This window comes from Shewanella algae, from assembly GCF_009183365.2.
Classification (GTDB): Bacteria; Pseudomonadota; Gammaproteobacteria; order Enterobacterales; family Shewanellaceae; genus Shewanella; species Shewanella algae.
This window is the reverse complement of the sequence record NZ_CP068230.1, coordinates 1,505,280-1,518,100: the sequence shown is the minus strand read 5'-3', so window position 1 is coordinate 1,518,100 and position 12,821 is coordinate 1,505,280. Positions and strand designations below refer to the sequence as shown.

At 53.4% G+C, this 12,821-nt stretch carries 8 protein-coding genes; 5 read left to right on the top strand and 3 right to left on the bottom strand.

Annotated elements, in window-relative coordinates; genetic code table 11:
• The first annotated feature begins 167 nt into the window (after positions 1-167).
• From E1N14_RS06790 to E1N14_RS06780, 3 genes are all read left to right on the top strand, one after another.
• Positions 168-2,621, top strand: coding sequence for a 6-hydroxymethylpterin diphosphokinase MptE-like protein (locus tag E1N14_RS06790; RefSeq protein WP_025009382.1), 2,454 nt, complete (start codon positions 168-170; stop codon positions 2,619-2,621).
• Positions 2,622-2,712: 91 nt separating this feature from the next.
• Entirely contained in the window at positions 2,713-3,192 is a 480-nt protein-coding gene (locus tag E1N14_RS06785; RefSeq protein WP_025009383.1) for a DUF2947 domain-containing protein, read from the top strand.
• Between the two features lie 79 nt (positions 3,193-3,271).
• The gene (locus tag E1N14_RS06780) at positions 3,272-3,835 is read left to right on the top strand and encodes a chalcone isomerase family protein (protein WP_025009384.1); all 564 of its coding nucleotides are present in this window, start codon (positions 3,272-3,274) and stop codon (positions 3,833-3,835) included.
• An 85-nt stretch (positions 3,836-3,920) separates the two neighbouring features.
• Here E1N14_RS06780 and E1N14_RS06775 read toward each other — a convergent pair whose 3' ends face one another.
• Both E1N14_RS06775 and E1N14_RS06770 read right to left on the bottom strand, forming a co-directional pair.
• Positions 3,921-4,811 (bottom strand): DUF6268 family outer membrane beta-barrel protein, encoded by an 891-nt coding sequence (locus E1N14_RS06775; RefSeq protein WP_025009385.1) that lies wholly within the window; start codon positions 4,809-4,811, stop codon positions 3,921-3,923.
• Between the two features lie 46 nt (positions 4,812-4,857).
• Positions 4,858-5,472, bottom strand: a complete 615-nt coding sequence (locus E1N14_RS06770; protein WP_025009386.1) for a TetR/AcrR family transcriptional regulator — start codon at positions 5,470-5,472, stop codon at positions 4,858-4,860.
• Between the two features lie 236 nt (positions 5,473-5,708).
• On the opposite strand from E1N14_RS06770, the gene E1N14_RS06765 reads away from it, so the two are divergent.
• Both E1N14_RS06765 and E1N14_RS06760 read left to right on the top strand, forming a co-directional pair.
• Entirely contained in the window at positions 5,709-6,797 is a 1,089-nt protein-coding gene (locus tag E1N14_RS06765) for an efflux RND transporter periplasmic adaptor subunit (RefSeq protein WP_037436431.1), read from the top strand.
• Positions 6,794-9,880, top strand: a complete 3,087-nt coding sequence (locus E1N14_RS06760; RefSeq protein WP_062793297.1) for an efflux RND transporter permease subunit — start codon at positions 6,794-6,796, stop codon at positions 9,878-9,880. The genes E1N14_RS06765 and E1N14_RS06760 overlap by 4 nt, the downstream gene beginning before the upstream one ends.
• Positions 9,881-9,941: 61 nt before the next feature.
• Here E1N14_RS06760 and E1N14_RS06755 read toward each other — a convergent pair whose 3' ends face one another.
• Entirely contained in the window at positions 9,942-12,659 is a 2,718-nt protein-coding gene (locus E1N14_RS06755; RefSeq protein WP_025009388.1) for a TonB-dependent receptor domain-containing protein, read from the bottom strand.
• Positions 12,660-12,821 lie beyond the last annotated feature (162 nt).

Genomic DNA, 12,821 nt, shown 5'->3' with positions numbered 1-12,821 from the left:
ACAGTATAGGTTTCATTGTATAACAAAAACTTAGGAGACAAAGTCAAAAGCCGATTTTCAATACAGAGATCACTTCACCTCTTTGAAAACTGGCACATATCTTGAGATTATGGACTCAAGCACAGTAAAACGTCAGACAATTGGCGTCCAAGCCATCAGGGGCCCAGATGCAAAGCACTCCATCAGCCATGCTCAATACCTTTGCCGTTAGCCGTTTCAACGAAACCTATCTGCCGGCGATCAACCGGCAGATGTTTGAACAATTCGACTCGGCAAGCCAATATCGCAATAAATTCGCCAAGCAATTAACGGCTGAAGACACCCTTTACATCTTCACCGGCATGGATTCTGGCTTGTTGGCCAACTATATACTGTCTATGGAGCTTCCAGCCGGAAGCCGCTTTATCTTCGTCGAACTGCCGGAAGTGTTGAACCTACTCAATATTGACCTTCCAGATTCACTCAAGAGTAAGTTATGGATCACTACAGAAGCCGAATTGCCCGAGATACTCAAACAAGCCGGTAATGATATTTGTATCGCCAAAGGCCAATACCGCCATTACCACTCTATGGCCGCAGCAGCCGAGACGCTTCCCGAGTATATTTTGCTAAAAAGTGCTATTGCACAGGCATTGGATCACGAACGTTTCAATCAAGGTGTCAACTACAACCAGAAAGAGTTTGTACAGCGGCAACTGGAAAATGTCTGCGATAACCACTCTCCGGTAGAAATACTGCGAGGGCATTTTGAAGGGGAAACCGCCATTATAGTCGCGGGCGGCCCTTCAATGGACTTACAGCTCGATTGGCTCAAGGCCAATCAACAGAGAATGACCATATTCGCGGTTTCCCGCATTGCTGCCAAGCTCATCAATCACGGGATAAAACCTGACATAGTCGTGACAGTGGATCCACAGGCATTCAGCTTTGATGTCAGTAGAGAGATGATGCAATACCCCGAAGATTTTCTCCTGGTTCACTCTTACCACGCTCACCCTTGGATAGTGGGCCAATGGGCCGGGGAAAATCTCTATCTGGGTGACCGCTTCCCCTGGCAAACCAAGCACAGCAATATCATCACCAAAGGCCCAACTGTTACCAACAGTTCATTATTGCTGGCAATAGAGATGGGCTTTAGCCAAATACTGTTTACCGGCATGGACCTGTGTTACTCAAGGCATGGCGTTTCCCACGCATCCGGCACTCAGGAAGCGAAATTGGGTCCCAGCCTTGGGCATATGTGTGAATGGGTGGAGACCTACAGCGGCTATCTGGCAGAGACCCCTCTTCAGTTACTCCATGCCAGGCAGGCGATTGAAGATGAAATCGCCGCCCATCCCCAGCATGAATATATAAACCTTTCCGAGGACGCCGCCAGAATAGCGGGCATTGGTTTTTGCTCTCACGAGAACATAAAACTACAACAGCGCAAAAAACCCTTGTCAGAGCGGTTTTCAAGCTCAAACTTGAAACAAGTAAATAAGAAAGCCGATCTGCAACTGTGTTTTCAACAACTCGAACAAGCCAAGCAAAAGTTGACCCGAATTGAAAACCTTACCCATAAGGCATTCAAAGCCTGTCAGGCTGAAATCAATTCAAAAAACCCTTCGAACAAACTGTTAAAACAACTGCAGACCACAGAGGCCAAACTCAACAAAGACTTCAGTGACATGGCTCAACTGATCAAGTTTTATGGTTACCGGGAATTTTCAGCATTTCTAACCGCTCGCAGCAGCGACGAGTGGACTCAAACCCAAATGCAGCAGATGAACCTGGATTACTACCAGGCCTATTGTGTCATTGCCAAGCACTTGGGCGGGCTTGTTGATAGCGCCTTAACCCGGGTGAAATCCCGCCAAGAAGAACTCAGCCCGGATGCCAAACTCGAGTCACTGGCCAAGCAGTGGCAGCAGGATAACACGCCAGGCAGAGTGCATATTTGGCGGCAAAACCATCAAATACGGCCTCAGGAACTAACTCTGGCCGATGAACTCGATAAGAACTTCCACAGGATGTTGACTACTGCACGCCAAGTTTATCGCGACGTCTTGGCCGACAGTAATACTCAGGACAGAATATTTGACAAGATAATGCTGTTTAAGAGTCAACGGCATCAACACGGTCTGCAGCAAATGGTGAATAACCTCGAATTCGTACTGCCGGAAAAACCCGAGCTCAAACGCCTCTATTGGCTGGCCAAGGCCAATTTGGAGGTGCTTAAACAAGCCCCTGAACAAGCACTGCATGCACTGCAACAGATAGATCAGCAACAAACAACCGAAACCGAGCTCAGAATGATTTCAGTGCTGGCGCTGCAGCTCAACATGCTGCCTCTGGCCGAAACCACTCTGGCGGAATTAAGCCACTTGAATGACAGTTTTCTGCCGCAATATGCCCACATTTTACGTCTGGGTGGTAAAGGGCAACAGGCACTGGAAACCTATCTGGATTATCTAGGTAAATATCCGCAGGATCTGCAGGTATGGCTGAAGTTAGCGCAGTTCATGCAGGCCGTGCAGCAGGATGAAGCCGCAGTCACGGCGTTTCATAAAGTACTGGAGCTTGACCCGGATAATCTCAGCGCCAAGCAGGGATTAACTGAACTGCAAAACAGAAACTAAACGCCAAAGGCCGTTTCCTGCGGCCTTTCTTTTCCCCTTTCGCCACCGTTATAATGCCCCGGCAAATAAGCGCAGTTCCGGAGAACAAAACTTGAATCACAGCTATATTCCACTCGATCAGTATCGCCGCAAATGGATCTTCAACCATAAGGATCTACCGGTCAGTGACCAGGACAAGGCGGCCATATTGCCGCTGGATCAGAAGAGTGCCATGGAAGTGTGGAATCGCTGGATAAGCAATAAGAGCAGCTGCGCCGAGGATTTTACCAAGGGCGACTGGGCCAGCCGCAGTTCCACCTGGCATCAAACGGAATACTGGCAAAGCCATTGGGACAGTGAAGACAACAGCCTGCCGGAACCTCTGGCCGAATTCATCGACTGGCCGGCGAATGCCCCTGTATATTTCTGTTATGAAAAGTATCAGGTGATCCAAACATGCTGGGAAGTCTTCGCCCGGAACTGGAAATGCTTTCTGTTTTTCGACGATGGTCCCTTACTGATAAGCCCCAAACACAAGCAAGCCGTCTGGTTCAGTCAGGATGGCAACTTCAAAATGGGCCTGCGCGGATAGTTTTGACAAGCATTCAATCAACAATAAAACCCTTGTCAGTTCATTAAGATACAAGCGACCAAGAGAGCAAGAGAACAAAATGAAAAAAATAGCCTTAACCGCCCTGCTGTTGGGATTGTCTCTATCCACCACAATCAATGCCCGCGAAATTGCCGGTGAAAATATCCCGGAAACCCTCAGCATTCAGGCAGCAACCCCGCTTAAGCTCAATGGTGCCGGGGTACGCAGCAAGTTCTTTATGGATCTCTACATTGGTGGGCTCTATCTGCCTGCTAAGGCGACTACCACAGCCGCAGTATTGGAGCAGCCACAGGCAGCAGTCAGCTTAAAGATAGTCTCGGGTCTTATCACCGCAGATAAGATGCGCTCGGCGATTACTGAAGGCTTCGATGACGCAACAGGCGGTAAAACTGAGGCCATACAGGCCGATATCGACCGTTTCATGAGCCTGTTTCAGGAAGAGATCAAAGAAGGCGATACCTTTCTCCTGTATACCAGCCAGGAAAGTGGTGTCAGTGCCTATAAGAACGGTGAATTGCAGGACACCATCGCCGGGGAAAACTTTCGCCGCGCGCTGCTGAACATTTGGCTCGGCGATGAACCGGCCCAGAGCAGCCTGAAAAAGGCGATGCTGGCTAACTGAGCCTCTGAATGAATTTCCCGGGTCAATAGCTTAGCGAATGCCCGGTTGAATCGATGAAACTTGCCCGCTCCTACGGGCAAGTCAATCAAAAACGATAGCTGAGATGGACAGCGCCGGCCAGATAGTTATCCAGCTCCCGCTTGATCTCAGGCTCGCTCAATTCAAGCTCGGGGTTGATGAAGTAACCCACATAGGCGTTGAGATTGAATCCTTGTCCCAACTGCCAGCCCAAACGGGCGAAGCTGCTTATTTCCGTCAGCTCCAGTGTCTGTTCGTTTTCCCCCACCAAAATCCGCTCAGTCCGATGAGATGACCCCAATCCCAATTCCATCTCAGGCGAAATCCGATAACTGAACTCTATCCCTGCCGGGCCGGTAAAACCTGCCTGAAAGGGGTTGCCCACCCGCCATCTGTCACTGAGTTGCCAATCGATAAGCAAGTAAGGAACAGTTCTTACCTCACTGATATCATTGAGATAAGCAACCCCAAAACCCAACATGTTACCCGAATTAAACCTGTGAACCGCGCCGGCGATGACACCATAGCTTCTGGCATCAGAAGAGGAAACATCATCACTGTAAGCATACTGCAACTGAGGCGCCAGCATCAGACTCCAATGCCGGTTCAGGGTATATCTCAGGCTGACAGAAGCCGAGTAACGCTGGGCCGATTCAAACTGACTGGCAGCAAAAGCCATATCACTGGCGCCATTGGTTGGCAAAGCAGAGAAATCCCAATCCAGTTTGTCATAGCCAAGGCTGACACCCAGACCCCAACGTTGATCCAGTTGCCAATCTCCGCGCGCGCCCAGAAGATAGCTGCGGCGTCCCAGCTCTCCGCCACCGTCAATATCCGTATCGGCATTTTCAATGGCCGCCAGGCTCAGGGTATAGCGGGAGGTTGGTGCCTCTGCGGCCAATAAGCCAGTGCTGGCACTCATAGCGCCCAATAAGATAAATGCGGCCGTTTTTTTCATTTCATGTCCTTTTGCCGTTCAAAGAAAGCCCAATTATAACAGTACGCTATTCCAACCTATGCGCTTTGAGAAACAATCCCGCCGTTTCAATGCAATAATCCCTGTGTTGCGCCTCGAGTTGCCCTGTATCCAGCCCCAACTCTTTTCTGAGCCGCAGCTCACCAAACAACATTAGGCTCAGCCTCACCGCGGCCTGACGCTTGTTGCCGAAGTGATACCCGCCATGACGCTCAACCTGGGTAAAGAAATCCACCAACAGACCCAACATGTACTCGGGTCCGGCATCGAAATAAAGCTGCGCCGGTTCTGGATGAGTATCCACCTGGGAAACACAGGCGCGATAAACCGTAATGGCATCCTCACTGACGATCAGCTCACCGAAATACTCAGCAAACACTGCCAGCGCCTGCTCCGGCCGGGCAGCGTCGGCCAACAGCACTTCCGCAATCTGGCGAACCACGCACTTGGATTCAATGGCCGCCACAAACAGCTCATCCTTACAACCAAAATGAGCGTAAACCGTTTGCTTCGACACCCCGGCGGTTTTAGCCACTTCATCCATGCTGGTATTGGGAAACCCTTGAGCGCAGAAGAGCTCGATTGCGGCTTCCAGTATCTGAGCCCTCTTCTGTTCACTACGACTTAATTGCTGAGTATTCATATCGTTATAACTAGTACCTAATTCGGCAACGCCTTGGCATGCATTAGACCACAAAATAGACTAGACAGTCCAGTTCCATCAAACTAGACTAGTAAGTCCAGTTTAACCCATCAATAACAATTATCAGTCAAAGCAGGGAGAGGACGTTGCAACAGACCATCAAGGACGCCGGAAAACCCAAGGTACCCCGGCCTGAAACCAAATACGTTAGCCACAGGAGCCTGGGCAGCGGTGCGCTGGTTGCCACCCTCACTTTGTTATTATCCCTATCCGCTTGCCAACCACAGCCATCTGAGCACAGTGAAACCAAACCCCCAGTGGTCAACAGTGCCAATCTTGTGTTAAAGCCAGGTTACACCAAGCTGCAGCAATTCAGTGGCAGCGTGCGGGCCGGCAATACCACAGGCATAGGTTTCGAACTCGCAGGCAAGTTGCAAAAACTCCTGGTAGATACAGGTGACAGAGTTAAACCCGGACAATTGTTGGCACAGTTGGATACCAGCTTGCTGGAAGCAGAGCAGACCGAATTACAGGCGGCACTGGATCAGAATCAGGCCGATATCTCGCTGGCCCGGGCAACGTTGAAACGCTCACTGGAGCTCAGTGCCAAACAATATCTTTCCGAGCAGCAACTCGACGAGCTCAAAGGCAAACTGGCCAGCCTGGAAGCCGGGCACGCCAGGCTGGAAGCCTCACTGAAGGCCAATGAGCTCAAGCGGCAGAAATCGCTTCTCATCGCCCCCTTTGCCGGTGTGATAGCCGCAAGAGAGCATAATCTCGGCGAAGTCATCGCCCTGGGCAGCCCGGTCTTTACCCTGGTGCAGAGCGACAATCTGCAGGCACTGATAGGTGTGCCGCTGAATATTGCCGAGCAGTTGCAACCGGGAGCCATTCTCAGTCTCAGAGTTGCCGAACACTACTATCAGGCCCAACTGCAAGGGATCAGCGGCCAAATCAATCCCGTCACCCGCACAGTGCAGCTCAGGTTCAGCATCACCCCCACATCGGAAACGACACCTATCAATGGCGAACTGGCTTATTTGCAGTACCGCCGTGAAGTTCCCCGTGAAGGCTACTGGGTTCCGGTATCGGCGCTCACCGACGGTATTCGTGGTCTGTGGAATCTGTACGTACTCAAGCAAGATGTCGAAGGATTTAAACTGCAGCGCCGCGACGTGGAGATTCTCTATACCGAAGGCGACAACGCCTTTATTACCGGTGCCATCAGCCCGGGAGAGCAGTTTGTCACCACAGGCCTGCATAAACTGGTTGCCGGGCAACGGGTCTCACCGGGAGCGGCATTGACCGCAAGAGGTGGGCAATGAACGCTGTTATCAAGGCTTTTGTCGAGAATGGCCGCCTCGCCAGCCTGTTGATAGCCCTGTTGCTGGTTGCCGGGCTCGGCGCCATTTCCAGCCTGCCACGCACCGAAGACCCCCATATCACCAACCGCTTTGCCTCTGTGATCACCAGCTATCCGGGCGCTTCCGCCGAGCGGGTCGAGGCACTGGTGACTGAAGTACTGGAAAATGAGCTTAGGCGACTTGAGGAACTCAAGCTTATCCAGTCTACCTCAAGACCCGGGGTCTCAGTGATTCAACTCGAGCTCAAAGATAACGTCATAGAAACCGAGCCGGTCTGGTCGAGAGCCAGAGATCTGCTGGCCGACAGCAGCGGCCGCCTGCCACAGAGTGTCAATCCGCCGGTACTGGACGATCAACTGGGTTACGCCTACACCGCCATCATAGGCCTGGGATGGCACGGCGGCGGAGAAGCGCGCCCCGACATTCTCAGCCGTTACGCCAAAGAGTTGCAAAGCAAACTGCGGCTCTTGAGCGGCACAGACTTTGTCAAACTCTATGGCGCGCCGACGGAGGAAATTCTGGTAACGCTGGATGGCGAGCGTATCAATCGTCTCGGACTGACACCGGGAGCCGTTGCCGGAATTCTCAATCAGGCCGATACCAAGGTGTCGGCCGGTGAAATCAACAACCAGAGCTTCCGGGCGTTGGTGGAAGTTTCCGGTGAACTGGACTCGCTGGAGCGTATCCGCCAGGTGCCGCTGAAGACCGACAGTTTCGGGCAACTGATCCGCCTTGGCGATATCGCCGTTATCAGCCGCCAGCCCAAGGATCCGCCGGATAATCTGGCGCTGCTGGACGGTGAGCCCGGCATCATGGTGGCCGCCCGCATGCTCAACAACACTCGGGTGGATATCTGGAGTGAACAAGTCCGCCAGGTTGCGGCCGAGCTGGAACAGGGCTTCCCCGCCAATATCCGCATGCAATGGCTGTTTGAGCAAGAGGGGTATACCAATGAGCGTCTGCAGGAGTTGCTCGTCAACCTGCTGCAAGGGTTTGTGCTCATTCTCCTGGTGCTACTGGTGACTGTCGGCATGCGCAATGCGCTTATCGTCGCCTTGTCGCTGCCACTGACGGCGCTGTTTACCCTGGCCTGCATGAAGTTTACCGGCCTGCCCATTCATCAGATGTCGGTCACCGGCCTGGTGGTGGCCCTGGGGATCATGGTGGATAACGCCATTGTGATTGTCGATGCCATTGCCCAGCGTCGCCGCGAAGGCATGAGCAAGCTGCAAGCGGTCAATGCCACCATCAGGCACCTGTGGCTGCCGCTTGCCGGCTCCACCATCACCACCATGCTGGCATTCGCGCCGATAGTGCTGATGCCGGGCGCCGCCGGCGAGTTTGTCGGTGGCATTGCCATTTCGGTGATCTTTGCCCTGCTCGGCTCCTACCTCATATCCCACACCCTGATAGCCGGTCTCGCCGGACGCTTTAGCCGCGCCAGGGACAACAACCGCTGGTACCACCACGGAGTGAATCTGCCAAGGCTTGCCAGAGCCTATCGCCAGACTCTGCAACTGGCGCTTGATTACCCGAAAACTGCCGCGCTGCTGATCGGTATCTTGCCGTTGACAGGCTTTGTGGCCTCCGGGCAGATGACAGAGCAGTTTTTCCCGCCATCGGACAGAAACATGTTCCAGCTGGAGCTCTACCTCTCGCCCCATGCCAGCCTGGCGAGAACAGAGCAGAGAGTCAAGCAGCTCGATAGTGAGCTGCGCAGTACTGACGGCATAGAAAGCGTCAATTGGGTCATAGGCGGGAACGTGCCCTCCTTTTACTACAACCTGACTCAAAAGCAGCAAGGCGCCAGCCAATACGCCCAGGCAATGGTAAGAACCCGCGACTTTCGCACCGCCAATCGCTTAATCCCCGAGTTGCAACAGCGGCTGGATAAGGACTATCCGGATGCGCAGATCCTGGTGCGTAAACTGGAGCAGGGCCCTCCCTTCAACGCCCCTGTGGAGTTGAGGCTTTATGGCCCCAACCTCGACAGGTTGGCCGAGCTTGGGGATGAGGTGCGGCGAATGTTGGCCGAAACCCGGGATGTGATCCACACCCGGGCCACCCTGAGCCCGGGGGCGCCCAAGGTGTGGCTGCAGCTCGATGAAGATGCCAGCCTGATGGCCGGCCTGAGTCTGGGAGAAATCGCCTCGCAGATTCAGATGTCCACCACAGGCATCACAGGCGGCAGCCTGCTGGAGCAAACCGAATCGCTGCCGGTGAGAGTCAAGCTGGGTGCCGGTGTCGGCGAGCAGCAATCCAGGCTGTCACAGATAAGTCTGCTGTCGCCCAATGGTGAGTCGATTCCACTTTCGGCCGTGAGTCAAAGCCATGTCAATGCCAGTCGCGGCGCCATTCCTCACTATAATGGCCAGCGGGTCAATATTCTCGAAGCCTATATCGCCTCCGGCGTGCTGCCGCAAAAAGTGCTGGAGCGAGTCAAACCCAAACTGGCCGAGCTTAAACTGCCCGCCTCCTACCGAATAGAGATAGGCGGTGAGAGTGCCAAACGTGATGAAGCCGTGGGTAATCTGCTCTCCAATATCGTCTTGGTGATCGCCGCATTGCTGACAGTGCTGGTACTCTCTTTCAACTCCTTCAGGCTGACGGGGATCATTCTGCTCAGCGCCCTGCAATCGGCGGGGCTCGGGCTGCTGGCGGTCTGGGCTTTGGGTTATCCCTTTGGCTTTACCGTGATAATAGGTCTGCTGGGCTTGATGGGTCTGGCTATCAATGCCGCCATAGTGATCCTGGCCGAACTCGAGTCCGAGCCTATGGCACGCGCCGGCGACACCGAAGTCATTCTCGCCGGGGTGATGAGTTGCAGTCGTCATATAGGTTCAACCACTATCACTACAGTAGGCGGCTTTCTGCCACTTATTCTGGGTGGCGGCGGTTTTTGGCCCCCCTTTGCCATAGCCATTGCCGGAGGCACGGCACTGACCACCCTTTTGTCTCTGGTTTGGGTACCTGTGGTCTACTCTCTATGGCTGAAACCTCGGCCCGAATGCTCCCGCGATTTGGCGATGGCGAACCAATATTGATCAAAAAAGGCACACCCAAACGGGTGTGCCTGAAGATCCAACGAGGATCAAGGGAGCGGCGTTAAAACGCCTGACGGAAGCCAGCCCAGTAGGTTCGACCGCGGATATCGTACAGGTTGGAGTTATAGCTGCCGTCGTAGGCCAGCACTGGGTCCTCATCGGTGAGGTTGGTTACTCCCAGCGACAAGCTGTTGTTCCAGGGTAAGGTATAGGTGTAACTGAGGTTGTGATACCAGATACTGTCGAGTTCATAGAGCTTGCCGTCATCAATAGTTTGCCCCGTCGCCGGATCCCAACTGTCATCAAGAACATCCCAGCTGGTTTGACTACCGATAAAATTACTGAAATAGCTGACGGCATGGTCGCCATAGTTCCAGTCCAGCGTCAGATTCAATCTGTCCTCCGGGGTGCCCTCTCGCCCGGCGACATCATCCCCCAGCACCTGTTCTCCGGCGCTGGCATAGGTATAGGTATACTTGAAGTAGTGTGACCAGCCGAGGCCCAACTTCCAGTCACCAAACTCTGTTTCCAGAGTGCCACTGAAGCTGAGATCCAGCCCCTCACGCTCACTGCGGCCAAGATTGAGTTTCTGACTCTGCACATAGTCGATACGGCCATTACCCAAGCGGGAAATCGCAGTGCCAGGATAGATATCGCTGACATCGGGTCTGGGCTGCCCCTGGGCATCTGCCGCCTGCCAGAGTCTTGCCTGGGTGCGGACGATTTCACTGGCCGACAACTCTTCGATCATATTGGTGATCTCCAGCGACCAATAATCTACCGAGACATTGAAATTGTCATTGATATCCCATACCAGCCCCAGATTGTAGGATTCAGACTCTTCGGCTTCGAGTTCCAGATTGCCGCCGGTCAGGGTCGGTGCATTGTCGGTGCGGCTGCAAGAGTCGATATCTTCCTGATTATCGTAACAACTCAGGTAGTTGGTAATATCGCCATAGCTTTCGCTGGTGCCCTGATAGAGATCCGACAGAGTAGGCGCTCTGAATCCTGTGCCCCAGGATGCCCTCAACATCAAGGACTCCAGCGGCCGATAACGCAGCGACAACTGAGGGTTGAAGGTACCGCCGAAATCCGAGTAATCATCGTAGCGCCCGGCCAGATTCAACTCCAGCGAGTCAAACAGTGGCAGCATAAACTCGAAGTAGGTAGCCCAAACTTCACGCTCGCCCTCGCCGCCACTGCCACCGTTGCCGCCGGTTATCATGCCGGCCTCAGCCAAGGCATCCACCTTGGAATCCAGTGATTCTTCACGATAGGAAGCGCCAACATACAAGGCACTGAAGCCACCGGGCAACTCGAACAAATCCATGGAAGCGCCGCCATTGATATCCAGATAGGTGGCCGTCATGCGCTTATCATAGTTGGCGGTAGCGCCCCCGGGCATGGGGGAATTCGGGTCTCTGGGATCCCAGCCGACAAAGCTGTTGCTGTTTGTGTCCCAATGACCGATAAGATCTGAGCTGGCGCCCTTGAGTTGATAGCCAGTCCCCCAAGTGAAGTTGCTGTATTTATTGTAGTTGAATGCAAGATCCCAACTGATAAAGTCGGCAGTGCCGTTGAGCGCCAGCAGATAGTCAAAGATGTTGTCATGATGCTCGGCGACCCTGTCACCCGCGGTATCGAAGCGAAAGTTCATTCCGGCAGAAGGGTCGGCCATCAGCTCAACCAACTCGAGCCCCTCGGCTGTGGTATAGGCGGGTAAACCGTTGGGAATGCTGATCCAGGCCGGGACCGGCGCCGAAATATCCCGGGTTTCATTGGCTGCCCAATAGGCTCTGGCAGTCAGTTGCAGCGAATCACTCAGCTCATAGGTATAGTGCAACAGCGTATTGTTGCGGCTCTGATCCACTGTAGTGGCTGCGGCCTTGGTATAGTCATAGGCGCACAGGGTATCGCCGGGATAATCGCTGTCGTTCAGCACACCGACAAACTTATCACCATAAACATCGGCGCAGCCTCTGCCACTGTTGGCAAAGGGAGCCGAATAAACCCAGTTTCCTGCCGCCCCTTGGGTCAGCACCCTGCCGGTGGGCGAAATATTGACCCAATCCTGATAGTCGGATGCATCGCCACCCGGTACCACAAAGGGTTGGGTAAACCAGCGCTGCGACTGCATGATGGGTTTCTGCTCATAGTGTTCAAAGGTGAACACCAGGTGGCCCTTATCGGAATTGAGTCCACCGGTGAACGACAGATTGGAGGAATCACCGCCTTCATTGCTGGGCCTGTCCATCCGACCGTCCAGCTGGATACCCTCGAAGTCCTTCTTGAGAATAATATTGACCACACCGGCAATGGCGTCTGTACCGTAAATCGCCGAGGCGCCGTCTGTCAGTATCTCAATCCGCTCGACCGCCGCCATCGGAATAGTATTGATATTGGCCGCACCGCCATCCAGCACAGGGGACTTGGCCATACGTTTGCCATCCAGCAGCGTCAACGTATTGAAGGCCGAAGCCCCTTTGAGTTGTACCGTAGCCTGGGAACCCCAACCATTGTTGGAACCACCACCCCAGGAACCGAAGGCGTTGAGGTTGGAGGAACGCAAGGCATCGCCGACCGTGGCAAACCCGGACTTGGCCAGCTCATCGGCGGTAATAGTGGTGATCGGGGTCGCGCCTTCCATATCGACACGCTTAATCCTCGACCCTGTGACTTCAATCCGTTCCACCTGTTCTGCCGCGCTCTGTTCGGCCCAAGCCGATGCCGAAGCCCCCAACAGGCAGGAAATGGCGATAGCCAATGGCTGCATTCTCATACTCGTTCTCCCTTCCTCTAATATTAATCAATCAGTTAGCTCTATTTATCTTTCTACTCCCTGGCTTGCCCCACTTTTGTTTTAACCCGTAGCGGTAACAAAACCGCAACTTTTATATCACATATTTTATTTTGTATACAATATAAAGAACTAAAAACTTGC

Coding starts and splice junctions, on each gene's coding strand:
- E1N14_RS06780 (WP_025009384.1), top strand. CDS start 3,272: ATGAAAAAAATAGCCTTAACCGCCCTGCTGTTGGGATTGTCTCTATCC.
- E1N14_RS06770 (WP_025009386.1), bottom strand. CDS start 5,472: ATGAATACTCAGCAATTAAGTCGTAGTGAACAGAAGAGGGCTCAGATA.
- E1N14_RS06755 (WP_025009388.1), bottom strand. CDS start 12,659: ATGAGAATGCAGCCATTGGCTATCGCCATTTCCTGCCTGTTGGGGGCT.
- E1N14_RS06790 (WP_025009382.1), top strand. CDS start 168: ATGCAAAGCACTCCATCAGCCATGCTCAATACCTTTGCCGTTAGCCGT.
- E1N14_RS06760 (WP_062793297.1), top strand. CDS start 6,794: ATGAACGCTGTTATCAAGGCTTTTGTCGAGAATGGCCGCCTCGCCAGC.
- E1N14_RS06775 (WP_025009385.1), bottom strand. CDS start 4,811: ATGAAAAAAACGGCCGCATTTATCTTATTGGGCGCTATGAGTGCCAGC.